The 14,676-nt window shown below is 35.1% G+C and carries 16 protein-coding genes and 2 pseudogenes; 8 read left to right on the top strand and 10 right to left on the bottom strand.

The genetic code is table 11. From position 1 onward, the window contains the following. Positions 1-5 precede the first annotated feature (5 nt). Positions 6-194, top strand: a pseudogene (locus ACGF5R_RS11890) (DUF6392 family protein); the annotation flags it as partial. A gap of 221 nt (positions 195-415) precedes the next feature. On the opposite strand, the gene ACGF5R_RS11885 reads toward ACGF5R_RS11890, so the two are convergent. The 4 genes from ACGF5R_RS11885 to ACGF5R_RS11870 all read right to left on the bottom strand — a co-directional run bounded on the left by ACGF5R_RS11885 (position 416) and on the right by ACGF5R_RS11870 (position 4,879). After that, on the bottom strand, positions 416-1,084 hold the full coding sequence (locus ACGF5R_RS11885; protein ID WP_387690993.1) for a LuxR C-terminal-related transcriptional regulator: 669 nt from the start codon (positions 1,082-1,084) through the stop codon (positions 416-418). Between the two features lie 746 nt (positions 1,085-1,830). Then, a complete protein-coding gene (locus ACGF5R_RS11880) occupies positions 1,831-2,505 on the bottom strand; it encodes a helix-turn-helix transcriptional regulator (protein WP_387690991.1) in 675 nt (224 codons plus the stop codon). An 833-nt stretch (positions 2,506-3,338) separates the two neighbouring features. Then, a complete protein-coding gene (locus ACGF5R_RS11875; protein WP_387690990.1) occupies positions 3,339-4,142 on the bottom strand; it encodes a lipopolysaccharide core biosynthesis protein RfaZ in 804 nt (267 codons plus the stop codon). Positions 4,143-4,282: 140 nt separating this feature from the next. Then, a complete protein-coding gene (locus ACGF5R_RS11870; RefSeq protein ID WP_262981049.1) occupies positions 4,283-4,879 on the bottom strand; it encodes a serine acetyltransferase in 597 nt (198 codons plus the stop codon). Between the two features lie 110 nt (positions 4,880-4,989). Between ACGF5R_RS11870 and ACGF5R_RS11865 the strand changes: the two genes are divergently transcribed. Both ACGF5R_RS11865 and ACGF5R_RS11860 read left to right on the top strand, forming a co-directional pair. Then, a complete protein-coding gene (locus ACGF5R_RS11865; RefSeq protein ID WP_387690988.1) occupies positions 4,990-5,166 on the top strand; it encodes a hypothetical protein in 177 nt (58 codons plus the stop codon). A gap of 254 nt (positions 5,167-5,420) precedes the next feature. Further along, positions 5,421-6,302: a phage tail protein gene (locus tag ACGF5R_RS11860; protein ID WP_112876943.1), complete on the top strand. Its 882-nt coding sequence runs from the start codon at positions 5,421-5,423 to the stop codon at positions 6,300-6,302. A gap of 523 nt (positions 6,303-6,825) precedes the next feature. Here the strand turns inward: ACGF5R_RS11860 and ACGF5R_RS11855 are convergent. Both ACGF5R_RS11855 and ACGF5R_RS11850 read right to left on the bottom strand, forming a co-directional pair. Next, on the bottom strand, positions 6,826-7,974 hold the full coding sequence (locus tag ACGF5R_RS11855; RefSeq protein WP_262981048.1) for a type I restriction endonuclease: 1,149 nt from the start codon (positions 7,972-7,974) through the stop codon (positions 6,826-6,828). Positions 7,975-7,983: 9 nt separating this feature from the next. Further along, on the bottom strand, positions 7,984-8,673 hold the full coding sequence (locus tag ACGF5R_RS11850) for a helix-turn-helix transcriptional regulator (protein WP_262981047.1): 690 nt from the start codon (positions 8,671-8,673) through the stop codon (positions 7,984-7,986). A gap of 593 nt (positions 8,674-9,266) precedes the next feature. Between ACGF5R_RS11850 and ACGF5R_RS11845 the strand changes: the two are divergent. Further along, a pseudogene (locus ACGF5R_RS11845) lies at positions 9,267-9,885 on the top strand (tail fiber protein); the annotation flags it as partial. A gap of 230 nt (positions 9,886-10,115) precedes the next feature. Further along, positions 10,116-10,742, top strand: a complete 627-nt coding sequence (locus ACGF5R_RS11840) for a tail fiber assembly protein (RefSeq protein ID WP_262981077.1) — start codon at positions 10,116-10,118, stop codon at positions 10,740-10,742. A gap of 271 nt (positions 10,743-11,013) precedes the next feature. Here the strand turns inward: ACGF5R_RS11840 and ACGF5R_RS11835 are convergent, their stop codons facing one another. The 4 genes from ACGF5R_RS11835 to ACGF5R_RS11820 form a co-directional block, all read right to left on the bottom strand. Beyond that, on the bottom strand, positions 11,014-12,018 hold the full coding sequence (locus ACGF5R_RS11835; protein WP_387690985.1) for a tyrosine-type recombinase/integrase: 1,005 nt from the start codon (positions 12,016-12,018) through the stop codon (positions 11,014-11,016). After that, positions 12,015-12,650, bottom strand: coding sequence for a hypothetical protein (locus ACGF5R_RS11830; RefSeq protein ID WP_387690983.1), 636 nt, complete (start codon positions 12,648-12,650; stop codon positions 12,015-12,017). The genes ACGF5R_RS11835 and ACGF5R_RS11830 overlap by 4 nt, the downstream gene beginning before the upstream one ends. 52 nt (positions 12,651-12,702) lie before the next feature. After that, positions 12,703-13,050: a DUF2511 domain-containing protein gene (locus tag ACGF5R_RS11825; RefSeq protein WP_387690981.1), complete on the bottom strand. Its 348-nt coding sequence runs from the start codon at positions 13,048-13,050 to the stop codon at positions 12,703-12,705. Between the two features lie 167 nt (positions 13,051-13,217). Then, positions 13,218-13,580 (bottom strand): helix-turn-helix domain-containing protein, encoded by a 363-nt coding sequence (locus tag ACGF5R_RS11820; RefSeq protein WP_387690979.1) that lies wholly within the window; start codon positions 13,578-13,580, stop codon positions 13,218-13,220. A 279-nt stretch (positions 13,581-13,859) separates the two neighbouring features. On the opposite strand from ACGF5R_RS11820, the gene ACGF5R_RS11815 reads away from it, so the two are divergent. Genes ACGF5R_RS11815 through ACGF5R_RS11805 form a run of 3 tightly spaced genes read left to right on the top strand, consistent with a single transcriptional unit; the run spans position 13,860 to position 14,468 of the window. Further along, positions 13,860-14,063, top strand: coding sequence for a DNA-binding protein (locus ACGF5R_RS11815; RefSeq protein ID WP_387690977.1), 204 nt, complete (start codon positions 13,860-13,862; stop codon positions 14,061-14,063). Positions 14,064-14,073: 10 nt separating this feature from the next. Beyond that, the gene (locus ACGF5R_RS11810) at positions 14,074-14,277 is read left to right on the top strand and encodes a hypothetical protein (protein WP_387690975.1); all 204 of its coding nucleotides are present in this window, start codon (positions 14,074-14,076) and stop codon (positions 14,275-14,277) included. Continuing rightward, entirely contained in the window at positions 14,274-14,468 is a 195-nt protein-coding gene (locus ACGF5R_RS11805; protein ID WP_049585558.1) for a hypothetical protein, read from the top strand. Before ACGF5R_RS11810 ends, ACGF5R_RS11805 begins: the two co-directional genes overlap by 4 nt. Positions 14,469-14,676: the final 208 nt, after the last annotated feature.

Here is a 14,676-nt window from a genome sequence, read left to right as displayed (position 1 = left end):
AAATAATGGCGGCCAACATTGAAGCATTGATTAATTTCTTGGGTAAGTCTTATCAGGAAATTTTTGATAAAGGGTTAATTCCTTATAAGACCAAGCCAACAGGATACCCAGGAGATCCTGATATCACTTTGGATATGATTAAAGAAGGGATGTATTTGGCTTTTAAGAGGGATGGTAAGATTCTGTTTGCTATATACCCGTCATCTTTCAAGTTGCCTCTTTGTTGGCTGCACTCGCTCACCCCAGTCACATAGTTCGCTATGCTCCCGGGGATTCGCTCCCTTGCCGTCGCGATGTATCTTGAAATCCATAGGGTATATAATATTTTTAAATAAAATATTCCAACAGGGCGGGTTATTTTCTCCATTAATAATGAATAAGAACAACATGAAAAAACTAGGAATAAATACGTAATCTAAGACAATAAAAACTTTTCCGGTATATAGTGATTGAAATTATTGGCTCGACAATACGCTTCCAGTTGTTGGCTGGAATTAACCCCTATCTTACGGTATATCCGAGTCATATAAGATTCAACAGTGCGATAGGCTAGATTCAGTATCCGTCCAATCTGCTTTCTGGTATTTTTCTGTAAAAAGAGGAAAATGACATCCCATTCACGTTGAGTAAAAAGATCAGTTGGTGGTTGCAGCATAATTGAGGCGGGAAGTTTGTTGTGGTATTGATGTAAATAGGATAATGAATAGTTTTGTGCTTTCCAACCATGATATATGACTCCGATGCAATCTCCATCTTTATGGTAAAAAGGTGATTTTTCGAAAAAGTAAGACGATAGGATTTTCTCTTTGCCAAATATATGGGTTTCGATTGAACATATTCTCTGCTGTTTTTCTATTACCTTTTTGTCATGATTAATAAATTGTTCCGCAAATTTAGCGCTATCCCAAGGAAGTTCATTTTCATAGACCCCTTCAAATTCAAATGAATTTGAAAAGTTCTGAAGAGATTTTAATGCTAGATTACCGTAAATAAAGCATGAATTTTTATCTTTAATTCCCCAAGGCTCGTTGCTTACTGCCAGTGTATTAATAACTTGAGATGATATAGTTATGTGATTACTCATATTATAGTTCCTTTTTACCTATTTTGGGTTTAAGTCGTGATATGTTTGAATCATATTGTCAGTTTAATACTTTATTACCAGCAATAACAGGCTTTTTCATAAAATAATTATTATGGTTATTTTTATTACGAGAATTGTTTAGTTGTATATGACATTGTAGATTTAATTTTGGGTAAATTTTCTTACTATAATTAACTGTGTTTTCTACAATAGATGAAGGTAATTTACCAGTTAAAAATCTTTCAATATCCTAATTCTTAGGAAAATTGTGATATTGGTAGAGAATAGGGAGGGGGATTTTTGATAAATAATTATTTTTATTGGAAATTATTGCCTTTTTTACACAGGTAAATTAGTTCAATAATGGTATTATTTTTGTTGTAATTTATAGTTAATATGACATTTTATTATTTAGGTGATTATTTAAATGATTTATTTGTTTATGATATTTAAAATAGCTGTGTTTTATAATAGAGAGAAATGGCTAATTCTTTCTTTTAATTAAATTTAAATTTATTTAAGATGTGAATTTCAAATATGAGGAAATGTAACAGGAAATAATTATTTTTTCTAAAAATTAAATAGGCATTAAGCTGTTTATGTAACTGATATTTTTAATATATGAAAATTATGCCGGTATAATTTGAAATAATCTTACCATCCATTGATGGTAAGATTGTATTATACCGACAGCGATAAACTATTTAATCATGCTTTTTATGATTAAAAAATAGTAAATAAAATCATTAAGATAGTAAAAATTTTTCGGGTACATAGCGTTTAAAATTGTTGATGAGACAGTATTCTTCCAGTTGTTGGTTGGAGTCAACACCTATCTTGTGATATATATTGGTTATATGGGATTCAACTGTACGGTAAGAGATATTTAATATTTTTCCAATCTGTTTCCTGGTGTATTTTTGTAAAAAGAAGAAAATAATATCCCATTCACGTTGGGTAAAAGAATCTGTTGGTGGGTGAAATATAATAGAAGTGGGCAGCTCGTTATAATATTGATGTAAGTTAATTAATGAAAAATCTTTGGCTTTCCATCCATGAAAAAATATGCCTATACATTCCTTTGCATCGTTATATAGTGGTAATTTTTCTTGGAAGTAAGACGATAAGATTTTTCCTTTTCCATATGTATATGTTTCAAGTGAACAGATTCTTTTCCCTTTTGTTATTACAATTTTATCATGATCAATAAATTCTTTCGCAAACTCCGCTCCACTCCAGGGAAGTTCGTCATCAAAAAGCCCTTCATAATCAAATGACGTTGGAATGTTTTGAATAGATCTTAGGGCCAGGTTAGCATAAATAAAGCGTGAATTTTTATCTTTGATTCCCCACGGTTCATTGCTTGCTTCCATCGTGTTTATTATTTGTGATGAAATATATGTTCCATTAATTTTTTTCATGATTAAGACCTATTATAGTGATGATAAGTTTATAATACTCGGCAACCCTAAGTGATCAATATTTATACCCGTTATCCTTCAAGTTGCCTCTTTGTTGGCTGCACTCGCTCACCCCGGTCACATAGTTTGCTATGCTCCCGGGGATTCACTCCCTTGCCGTCGCGATGCATCTTGAAATCCATTGGGTATATAGGGTGTAAAAGAGGGTAGTTATTTTTCTTGTAGTGGTCTCCAAATGAGTGAGTTTCTAGCAAAGTGACTCTGCATCGTTTCAAAGTATGTTTTATCTTAGTGGAGGAATTCTTGTTCATATTTTAAGATTATCAAATATAATTTATATGTTTAAATGACTCTATTTTTATTCTTCGTACAAGTTAAGATTAAAGTGATACTGTTTAGTTTACTTTTTATATTTTGCATAGTAAATCCTTGGTGATTACTTAAGACATTATCTGAATGATTTAAGTAATAACTCTACTTAACATGATTTGATTCTATAGCATAGAACAACAATTTGTTTTTCAAGGGAAAATAACTATTAATTAAATTCTTTATTATTTAATAGAAAAACTTTAAATAAAAAAATATATTTATGGGTATTATTTTACAGAAAAATTATTTAATAAGGGTGTTTTTTATGAATGTTCAATGATAGCTGGTAATACTTATTTTTTTCGATGGTAATTATTGATGAATGGTTATATACCCTATGGATTTCAAGATGCATCGCGACGGCAAGGGAGTGAATCCCCGGGAGCATAGCAAACTATGTGACCGGGGTGAGCGAGTGCAGCCAACAAAGAGGCAACTTGAAAGATGACGGGTATAATTACTTAAATTTCCCTATAATCTAACTTTTCAAATGAATTTATAGCGCTATTTTTCGATAGATTATAAATTTTAACTCCTCTTTTTATTGCTATTTCATGAGCTAGGTTGAAACAAGGAATGATGAAATCATGTAAGTTATTATTTAATTTGGTATCTAGCTGATCATTTTGGGTTTCATAAAATCTTGCTTTCGAAAAATTGTTCATGTCTAGACCTGCGAAATATATTTTTTTATAGCCCAAAAACAATGCTATTTGCAGAGCGGAATATGCAACTGTTGTTCCGTTGTAGAATCCGAGATTTAAGTTTAATGAGAATGCTACACTATTCTGTATTATTATTTCATCACTCTTTATTTCAAAAAGTTCTTTTTCCTCTTGATAAACTGGCTGGTCAATGTTCTCAATAATAATGACTTTACATGTTAATTCAAGATAGCTGTAATGAATTAAGATATCATTGAGACAATCCATTGTTGTGAAGAGTATCAATTCATCGTCTTTTAATATATTTAAAACGATATTCTTCCTATTTAGAATGAATGTGCGGTCAATTATAACATGGTATTTGAATTTCACTTCTGGTGATAATTCATACGAGCCGTTAACACCCATAATATCAAATTTGGTATCATCAAAAAAATCTGTTTTGATGGTAGATACCGACGGTCCAGATGCAATAATGATTAAGGGTTTTTCTGATTTTTTTGGGAATTCATTGATGTTTATATTTTTCTTATTGAATGAAATGGAGTCGATTTTGCCATTAATGTTTCTTGAGATCTTTATGTGAGGCCAAAAGTTCATATTGTGTTTCATTTTTTTACTGGATACATTTCTGTATATTGATTTTGTTATATTCTGCTTACAGAGCATACCTAGTTTTAAAAGATATTTATATTTAAAAAACATATTGTAGTCCCATTGTTCATTTTAAATTGGAATATTCAATTATTTATTTTTTGCTTTTTTATCTTTATCTCATTTTGAGATTTAGGTGTATATGCAATACAATTAGCAGGGATATCTTTATTAACAAATGACATTGCGCCTATGTAGACATTATCTCCAATTGTTATATTATCACTTATAATACAAGAGTTTGCACCTATTTTTACATTATCACCTATACTTATTTTCCCTTGAGTATCTTCATTAAGAACGCCAATGGTTGTATTTTGTAAAATATGAAAGTTATCACCAATAACGCAAGTGCGGGAAATAACAATGCCAACATAATGAGATATACGTAAATTTTTTCCTATATAGGAGCCTAATCCTAAATCACATCCATATTTATTTCTTAAATTTCTATTGATACGAATTGAGATTTTCTTGGCTTTATTTGTCCTGTATAAATAATTAGCAATTCTCCACCAGAAATAGAACCTGCGGTCTGGGCATTTAAGGACTCGATGGATTGTTTTGAACCATGAAAACGATGTCCGTGAACAGATAACTTCGCTGAGTAAACATGCTTTTAAATGGCTTAGCTCTTCTTTATGTGATAACACCGTGTTCATTTTTTTATCAATACCTTGCACTGATTAGCCGTATCATTTTTCAGACATGGATTATATTAAAAATGTTGAATTTAGCCAAATAAATCGATTTGGCAAACCTAGCTATGTGAATTTTTGTTGACGAAATACAAGTGAATCCCAAGAAAAAACCACCGTCAAGTGCAAATGACGTAAATTCAGTAAACACAGGCACAATTTCAATTGTTGCCAACGCTGATATTGCGGTAGGAACAGCAACGTACTGGAAAGATCATAAGTTTGGTATTGCTCTTGCTCAAATCGTATTAATTAAAGTTGGAAATTTTTAAATTATCAGTAATTAAAGTGTCAATAGTGATACTGAATTGGTATTAATAGATAAATTTCTGGATGTAGTTTCTAATGTTGAATTACTGATTGCTAGCAATTATATAAAAATAATTAACCTTGTAAGTAATAAAAACACTGCATTATTCTTTTTCTGAACTAGACTTGATTGGCGCGAATTGCAAGAGGGATTGCTTTTACAATAATTTAATATATTGATTATAAAATAATATTATTTAATTTTAGGAGAAAGTACATGAGTTATAAGAATGATTTTAAGGCTTTTTCTATTGGTGATAATGCGAATGTGGTAAATCAAGGAAAATATGAAGAAAACCAAAGTTTGAAGAGTGGATTTACACCAGATAATGTTCCCACTCACTTGTTAAATAAGGTATTACGTCAAGCGTCAACCATATCATCTGTCGTGGCTGATTTTATCGCGACACGATCTGGCAATGATGTTCTGGATGATGGCAACATAGCCAAACTCACCGATCAATTAAATAAAGCGCTAGAGCAAAAAATTACAACAGACATTCCCAGTGCTTCATTAACACAAAAGGGCGTTGTTCAGCTTACAAATGTGATTGGCGATAGCAACACATTGGCGGTTACACAAAAGCTTGTTCAGGAAGTCATAAATTCATTACGTGAATATACCCGCGAAGAGATAGATAATCGGATTAAAACAGCCAATGAAATTCCTGTTGGTTCTCCTATTCCGTGGCCGTTACCTCATCCACCGTTTGGTTATTTCGCTTGTAATGGTTCAGCATTTAATAGATTGCAGTATCCGAAGTTGGCGGAAGCTTATCCTGACGGTAGATTACCTGATTTAAGGGGCGAATTTATCCGCGGATGGGATGATGGTCGAGGGATAGATCCAGAACGTTCATTATTGAAGTTGCAGGAGGGGTCTTATTTACTACAGGAAGCTGGTGGAGCTGATAATGTTGTTAATTTTTCACGTAATGATCGTGTGGCATTACAGTGGGATATTCCGCAAAATAAAACCATTTCATTAAGGGCTAGGGCTGCTACAGCAGGCCCTGGGACTTGGACCACCACTGCAACTTATATAGGGGTATCAAGACCTCGCAATATCGCATTTAGCTACATAGTGAGAGCAGAGTAATGGCTGAAAATACGCTTGATAGCCAGAATATAGAAGCATCCTAGGATATGGGAATTTTGCTTGTTGATGGACAAGCATGTTGGCTGCAAAGGGTAAAATGTAACTGAAAAAATGATATTTCCCCGAACCTAAATTTTACCCTTTTTTAATGACCAACTATAATTCATTGATTTTTAATGAAATTTAATTTCTCTCATAAAAAAGGGTTTTTTTGCTTTTGATAAATATATTCTTTGATAGTCAGTGAGTTGGAGTTAATATGTAACAGTGCACTGCCATACAGGCAGCTTAGAAAAACAATGCTACGTTGTTTTCCTCAGACTTGTGGATATGCTCTTCTAAATGGTGGCGAGTCATTAAGATGATTAGGGTATACAAGTATTGGTTTATGAAAACAAGTAATACTTGTTTTTAAGGTGGGTTTATTTTTATTGATTGTTAGAAATGTGACTGCTTAGACATTCTTAGATGATAGTGAAGGATATGGGACAGAAAAGCCACCGAGTGGTGGCTGGTATAATTATTATGCTTTCTTTCTAAAGTTATCGTCGTTTTTAACAAACTCAAAAGCATCAAGGATAATACCTGTTATCCTCAATATATCTTCTGGAGCTTCTATAAATATTCTTGAGTTATTAGCAGATAATCCAGCTCTATTAACTTCGTTGGCTAATATATCAGTTAGCTCAATAGGTATTTGGATATAAGGTTTATTCTTCTTGTCAAAGTATCTTATTATCCATCTATTTGATTTTCCTTGATAAAGGATACCAAAGTAAGATTCTGTATCCTTGTATTGCAAATCAACAGAATCCCCGACTATTGATTTTGCTTTTTCATATAGAGTTAATTCGTTTTTAGTGGTGACAATATTAGGGTTATCTAGATCTACTATCTCATCTGGTTCTTTCGGATTCTCTTGAGGTTCTATCTCGTCTTGAACTCCATCAATTGGAACATGTTTATTTGAAAGACCGGAAACCACCATTGCGCTGACAGATTTCTCAACAGCTTGTTTTACCAACGGGGTGATTGATTCAATAAAGCGCTGATTTAGTTGGCGTTCGACATTAGATCGATTGGCAACGTATCTCACAAATTCACTATCAACATCTCTTAAGCTAGTGCTGATGGTTTTAGTAAAAGCGGATAAGTAAACACTTTCCTCTGCAAGCGTTCTTAGTGCTTCCGGTTTGAATTTATCGTGTCTAAATCGATAGAGCTGGCCTACATCCGCATCGCTAACTTCATCCATTTTAATGCGTAAGAATGGGGTAGGGTCCATTACGTTTTTTTGTTTTAAATCGGTAAAGAAACGCCACTCTAATCCATTTGTAATTGCTGAAATAGTCACTTCTGGAGTAGAATTAAAGTATCTGGATAACTGAGGACAGTGGTTATCTAGCTTTTCGCTGTATCCCTTTGCTTCAATAAACATAACTGGGACACCTTGGCAAAACAAGGCATAATCAACCCGCTCATTTGCTTTTAACCCGGGGAAATCCGCTCCGTATTCGGCTTTAACTTTTTGAGGGTCATACGGACTGAACCCAAGAATATCTAAAAAAGGTAATATTAATGCTTGCTTAGTTGTTTCTTCGGTGGTGCAGTGTTGGCCCGCACTCTTAACGTGGTCAACATGATGTTTTATTTTTATCTTAAAATTGTCCATTCCATAACCTTAATAATCTAAAACGGAATACCAGAACATTCTCCCGATGATGTTCACTTGATCTTCATCTGCAACTTCATCTTCGTATTCATCACGGTTATAACTTCTGATAAGTAATTTTCCTCTCGGGCGTCTGTAAAGACATTTAAGACGCTTTAATCCATCCTGTTCAATCGCATACACTTTTCCATCAATAATTTTCTTATTAGAGATATCTACTGCTATTGTTGTTCCATCCGGGATAACTGGCTCCATGCTGTCGCCCTTGGCAGGAAAACAAATAATTGTAGAGCCGTCAGTTGGGGCGCCAATTTTTCTTAATGTTGCTTTGGAAAATCTTAACTTAAAGCTGTTATAATCCGCATCAATACACCCACCATTGCTGCATGAGAATTCAATATCCTTTAAGAACGGCACCTTCACCTCATCGCCATCTAGTAGCATGTTGTTGTCCCATTGCGCCTCGCTATCAGGTGGAACTTGGTCCGCACCCTTTTTGAGTGTTTCGCCAAATAAAAGCCAGTTCACATCAGCGCCAAGGATAGATGCTAATGTTGTTAGCCTCGATTTTCTTGGTTCTGTGTTTGATTCCCACTGTTGTACAGACTGTGGAGTAACGCCAAGCATATCTGCTAGTTCAGCTTGAGTTAATTTTTTTGCAAGCCGAGCTTGCTTGATTCTTTCGTGCATTGTTTTCATGCCTTAAATATATAAGCGAGGCTTTTATTTTTATAGCAAGCAAAACTTTATTTTTAAAGTATTTATTGTATTTTGTTTGTTGTTTTTAGTAAAAAAAGAAAACCTTTATGAGCATACTGGTTTTGAAAAATAACAATGCTAATAGTTAGCAAGGTTAATAATGTATTAGAGGAAATTTTAAATATTATTAAAAACTGCCAATGATCAGGAAATGGGCTATAGAATTGAAGCGTTGTATTAACAGTTTTTCCGAGTAGAAATATAATATTAATTATGGATAATTTTTGGGAGTATGCATCAATAATAGACTAATTGTCATAGAATAAGGAAGGTCAATGTTGATTAATATTATAAGAGCAAAATGGTTTTCAGATGTTAAATATAAATGGTTTGGGCATGTTTTTCATTCTAAAATATTTAATTACTTATTGTTGCTAATTATATAAAAACAGTCAATCTCCTAATAAATAGGAATGCTGTATTACTCTCCTTTCTGAACTAGACTTTAATTTAAATGAATTGCAGACAGATTATTTTTACAGTAATTAAGTATATTGATTATAAAAGATATTTTTTGTTTAAGGAGTAAATACATGAGTAAAAAAAATGATTTTAAAGCTTTTTCTATTGGTGATAATGCTAATGTAATTAGCCAAGAAAAATATGAAGAAAATCAGAATTTGCAGACTGGGTTTCCACAAGATGGTATTACTACTGATATGCTAAATAAGGCATTACGTCAGTCGTCCACGATATCTTCTGTAGTCGCTAATTTTATCGCCACACACTCTGGCAATGATGTTCTGGATGATGGGAATATAGAGAAACTCAACGCTCAATTAAATAGAGCACTGGAACAAAAAACAAAGGTTCCTGATGCCTCATTAACACAGAAAGGTATTGTTCAACTTACAAATGAGGTTGGCAATAGCAATACATTGGCTGTTACACAAAAACTTGCTCAGGAAATAATAAATTCATTACGTGAAGAAATTAATATCCCTGTGGGTTCCCCCATTCCGTGGCCGTTACCCTATCCACCTATCAACTATCTCGTTTGTAACGGTGCATTTTTCAATAAATTACAGTACCCAAAGTTAGCAGAAGCTTATCCTGACGGCAGATTGCCCGATCTAAGGGGAGAATTTATCCGTGGCTGGGACAGTGGTCGAAATGTGGATCCATCTCGTTCAATATTGTCATGGCAGGAAGGGGCTTATTTGCTACAGAATGTTGATCGGGCTAATAATTTTATGATTACTCTCTCACGTAATGAGTTTGCAAAATTGCAGTGGGATATTCCCCAAAATAAAAATACTTCGGTAAAAGCTGTATATTATAAAGCTCAGGCAGATTGGATTGCAAATTCCGCATTTATAGGGGTATCGAGGCCCCGTAATATAGCATTTAACTACATAGTGAGAGCAGCAGCATGCAGCATAATGACAGAACAAAAATACGCTTTAGAACATGAAACCGCCGTATTGGGTGAAGACGGATTAGCAATTCAAGCTGGCTGGATAAAAGTTTATCACACGGATCAAATAACAAGAGAATTTACTCACGCTGATATTGAATATGTCATGCTCGGTGTCAGTTTGTCAGCGAATTCTTATTTAGATGCACCAGACTTTCCCGATTCTGATGATGTGGCTGTTTGTCGCAGTGAAGACGGTAAGTGTTGGGAAATCGTCCCTGATTATCGGGGGAAAATAGCTTACGGCACGTTAACACGAATTCAACAGAAAATCACTGAACTGGGTGAATTGCCTGAAACTCTGACCTTCAAGCAACCGACCACCGATTTTGATAAATGGGATGGCACAAAATGGGTCACTGATAATGTAGCTCTAAAAGCAAATCAGATTGAACAAGCGGGGCAGCAGCGTGTAATTCTGTTGCGACACGCGAATGAATCCATTGCATTACTGCAAGATGCTGTTGATTTAAATATCGCTACCGAAGTAGAAAAATCCGCTTTACTGACATGGAAAAAATACAGGGTAATGCTCAATAGAGTAAATATTTCGCTGTCTCCCGATATTGAATGGCCGGAACTGCCGAGGTAAAGAGTATAATGAAAGGATATAGTGAATAGTGATTTCCATCACGAAAAAAAGCCACCTTGCGGTGGCCTTTTCTTTTCCCTAACTCACTGTTTTATAGTAAGTTTTCATTTGGTGCCCAGGGCGGGACTTGAACCCGCACAGCCTTAAGGCCGAGGGATTTTAAAAACCATCACAGCATTTTAAGAAACAATAAGTTAAGTTAAATCAGTTAGTTATATTTTATATATGTGCATTAATGTAGAGCTATATATGATGTTGTCGCCACTTGAAATCAGTCATCTTCAATCTGATCATAAGGGTTGAGAGTTAGTGCCAAATCGAGATGCTCTGGAGCAAAGTGTGCATAGCGCATTGTCATATTTATAGTGCTGTGACCCAATATTTGTTGTAGCACTAAAATATTACCGCCCCGCGTCATAAAATGTGATGCAAATGTATGACGGAGCACATGAGTTAATTGTCCATCCGGGAGGCTTATTCCCGCTCTTGATAATGCTCCTTCAAAGGCGTCGTAACAGTTCGAAAACAGAATTCCTCGGCGCTTCGGTAATCTATCGTATAAGCGTTTTGATATTGGCACTGTACGATTTTTGCTACTTTTTGTTTTTGTGAATGTTACTTTGTATTTCATTACTTGGGATTGAGTTAATTTTTGTGCCTCTCCCCATCGGGCCCCGGTTGCAAGACATATACGTACAACATGACCTAGGTCTTTATTTTTGGAATCATCGCAGGCATCCAACAAGCGTTTAATCTCTTCTTGGTACAGAAATGCTAGTTCTTGGTCTCCTTCCTTGAATTGTCTGATGCCACTTAAAGGGTTGTCCCTTTCCCATTCACCCATTCTCTTTAATTCTGAGAATACGGCATGCAAATATGATTGTTCTCTATTAACTGTAGATTGCGCCGGTGATTCTCGGCCTTTTGCGTTCCATTTACCATTCAGTCTTTCTTCTCGATAAATAGCAAATGTATTTTTATCGAAATCAATAGCAAAGGGATCACCTAATCGTTTACATAAAGTATCTAATTTAGTTTTGCGTGATTTGCCATCATTAAGTGTTTGCCCGTGCATTTCATACCAACGATCAACCAAGTCGCTTATCTTTTGAGTATTCTCAGCGCTAATGTCTAAATGTTCTGTGGAAGTCATGCGACGATCAAATGAAAGTGCTTCCCCTTTTGTGGCAAACTGTTTTCTTACTCGCTTTCCATCTCGTCCGTTGGGGTAGCATTCACAAATCCATTTGCCGGATTGTAATTTTCTTACTGTCATAGAAATTTCCAAGAATTTAATTGTAAAATATCATCAAAAAATTCTTCTTTACTGTATTTCTTTCCTGCGTATTGGATTTTTGATGTTATCCGTTTTACTTTGAATATTCTGTTGTCAGATGCATTCATACAGAAGCAATTAAAATATGGTTCACTTTCTGAGTTTATCGAAACCTCATTCAATAAAACATTTCTCCTACTTCTATTGTTGTTTAAGTCTCTGTAACTGAATTCTACACTGATAGGATTATCAGCCCATATGACAGATAAATTTTCTTTAAATTCATTGGATTGTGATTCATTCCACATATCAGTGTCATGGGGTGTATCTTCGGTATCATTTTTATCACTGAATATGACTCTATCCACCATTTCTTGCAGATTTAAAAGTTCTTCTCTATTTAGAGAATTGAGATAACTCCTGATTTCTTTTTCTGATTTGAAGTTTGAAATAGGATTATTTGTGATTTTTTCAATATCTTTTTTATATCCCCTGATAAGATCATCTTGTATTTTTAGTTGCTCGTCCGTTTTTTTTGCTTGCTCTTTTAATTTTTTATTTTCTTCCGTGGTAGCATATGTACCAATGGAAAACACAATGATGGTCCCTAGTACCCACAAAAAAGTAGTCATAATTATCTCCTAAGTTAATCAACAGCATTTAATAATGCTGTTGATATTGCAATCACTTATTGCAAAGTTCTAATGCGGCATCAATAAAAGGTCCCAAGCTTATTTTTGCTCCGGGCATGTGTGGATTATCTTTCCAGTAATCTGAGTTGTTGATGTCTTCTGCTGGATACTTCCCTTTTCTAGCTAATGCATTGGCTAAACCAGTCATCGCATACACTCGATTTGTGTCTAGATCCATGATAAAGGCACCGCCATAAATACACTGTAATTGTGCTTCGTTACTATTGAACGCCCATTCATCACCGTATTCATCTTTAGTAATACCCTTAAAGGGCACTGCAAAAGCGACAGATGATAAAGTTAATAATAAACAACTAAGAGTGAATTTTTTGATTTTCATTTTGTTGGTATCCTTTTATTGAGTATTGAGTATTGAGTATTGAGGTTTTCTGGCAATAGGTATACAAAGCAATTAAAGTAATAAATATCTACGGCCCTAATTTAGCAAAATAATCGGGCTAATTTAGAAGTCAGTGATTGTGAGGTAAATCACAATCAGAAAATTAATCATCCTGCCTCTTTTTTGGGCTTTGACTGCGCGAACGAATCGCTAACTGCCTGCATATTTAACTGCGCCGCGCTGTCCATCGCACGATAATTTTCTATTAGCTTCTGTTCCTCGTTTGTTATGTTTGTTTGAGGGGTTCGCCTCCCTGTAAGTACATATGAGATATCTATACCAAATCTCTCGCCAAGAAGAGTAATTGTTGCTGCATCAGGCATTGTTTCCCCTCTCTCATATTTTCCCCAAGTGCGCGTAGAGATACCAAAAACAGATGCTATAGCTTCCTGGCTATTACCTGTTTTTTCCCTTTCTTCACGCAACCTAGAGCCAATTAGGAATAATAGTGCCTCTTTTGTTGTTGACATAAGAATAAAACTTCCTTAGATTGTGTTGTACAGGAACTTAGTGGATCACAATATATCATTATGAATATGAAACAAGTCAAACATGTTCAACGATCACGTATTCCTAGGGGGTTTGTATCAAAAAATCCCGTACCGATACGTCTCTCCCCTGATGAGCGTCTAGAGCTGGAAATACTTGCTGAGAAGGAAGGTCGCTCACTTTCTAGTATGGCGAGAATTGTTCATCTTGCCGGAATGGTAGCTATTGAGTCCGAACTTCAAGCGGATTAAAGAGGCGATATGCAAAACATTACAATAAATATCAGCGTTCCTGTTCCGTATGTATCAATTGATGAATACTCACGCTTAAGTGGTATTCCTGTAGATACATGTAGGGGAATGGTCAGCGATGGCCGAATTATTATTAGGCCAAAGCAACAACCAAAGGAAAAAATCGAAGTAAATTTAGTAGCAATGTTGAAAGATGCTATTAAAAATAGCTGAGGTGATAATGATGAATCACACCAATCTCATTCTAAAACCAGTCAGCAATCATACAGAAACCTACGGCGCTTTTGCAATTCGCCGGTTGCCGAGAAACAAAATCAATACAACCACTCGCTACCAGATCAGCGACGGCGAGTATTCATATGGCAAGTTTGATTCAAAAGAACAAGCAATGAGTCAGGTCAGACAGTTATATAGGAGCAGACAGTGAATAGCGTATATAAAACAAAATATAAAGTAGGGGATACCGTTATTCATGGTACCCGCCTTGCTTACTCGGCTTACGGTCAAATAGTTAATATCAATGCGTATGATTTTCTTGAGCAGCTCCCTGCAACAGTTCGGCGCGTTGAATATAGCCTTGAAGAAACTTCACCGTGTCTTTTGCTTGCTCAAGAGTAAGCCCGGTAAATAGCTGACCGTCTTTAGGTAGTTTATGTGGTGGTTTGAGGCGATGTGGAACCGGAGGCAAGCCAGATGATTTGCTTCGATGTATTCCAGTTCGGCGGGGATATAAATAGGTACTTCTTTTTTAGACATTTTGCTTACCTTTTTGGTCGTATGGACGCACCAGAATACCATGTGCCAGATATGGATAAAACCAAGCAAC

Origin of the sequence: Photorhabdus sp. RM71S (assembly GCF_042879355.1) — a bacterium.
GTDB classification, from domain to species: Bacteria; Pseudomonadota; Gammaproteobacteria; order Enterobacterales; family Enterobacteriaceae; genus Photorhabdus; species Photorhabdus kayaii.
This window is presented reverse-complemented; position numbering and strand designations above follow the sequence as displayed.

Excerpts from the sequence above, each read along its gene's own strand:
- ACGF5R_RS11885 (WP_387690993.1), bottom strand. The coding sequence starts at position 1,084 with ATGAGTAATCACATAACTATATCATCTCAAGTTATTAATACACTGGCA.
- ACGF5R_RS11880 (WP_387690991.1), bottom strand. The coding sequence starts at position 2,505 with ATGAAAAAAATTAATGGAACATATATTTCATCACAAATAATAAACACG.
- ACGF5R_RS11875 (WP_387690990.1), bottom strand. The coding sequence starts at position 4,142 with ATGAACTTTTGGCCTCACATAAAGATCTCAAGAAACATTAATGGCAAA.
- ACGF5R_RS11860 (WP_112876943.1), top strand. The coding sequence starts at position 5,421 with ATGAGTTATAAGAATGATTTTAAGGCTTTTTCTATTGGTGATAATGCG.
- ACGF5R_RS11855 (WP_262981048.1), bottom strand. The coding sequence starts at position 7,974 with ATGGACAATTTTAAGATAAAAATAAAACATCATGTTGACCACGTTAAG.
- ACGF5R_RS11850 (WP_262981047.1), bottom strand. The coding sequence starts at position 8,673 with ATGAAAACAATGCACGAAAGAATCAAGCAAGCTCGGCTTGCAAAAAAA.
- ACGF5R_RS11840 (WP_262981077.1), top strand. The coding sequence starts at position 10,116 with ATGACAGAACAAAAATACGCTTTAGAACATGAAACCGCCGTATTGGGT.
- ACGF5R_RS11835 (WP_387690985.1), bottom strand. The coding sequence starts at position 12,018 with ATGACAGTAAGAAAATTACAATCCGGCAAATGGATTTGTGAATGCTAC.
- ACGF5R_RS11830 (WP_387690983.1), bottom strand. The coding sequence starts at position 12,650 with ATGACTACTTTTTTGTGGGTACTAGGGACCATCATTGTGTTTTCCATT.
- ACGF5R_RS11825 (WP_387690981.1), bottom strand. The coding sequence starts at position 13,050 with ATGAAAATCAAAAAATTCACTCTTAGTTGTTTATTATTAACTTTATCA.
- ACGF5R_RS11820 (WP_387690979.1), bottom strand. The coding sequence starts at position 13,580 with ATGTCAACAACAAAAGAGGCACTATTATTCCTAATTGGCTCTAGGTTG.
- ACGF5R_RS11815 (WP_387690977.1), top strand. The coding sequence starts at position 13,860 with ATGCAAAACATTACAATAAATATCAGCGTTCCTGTTCCGTATGTATCA.
- ACGF5R_RS11810 (WP_387690975.1), top strand. The coding sequence starts at position 14,074 with ATGAATCACACCAATCTCATTCTAAAACCAGTCAGCAATCATACAGAA.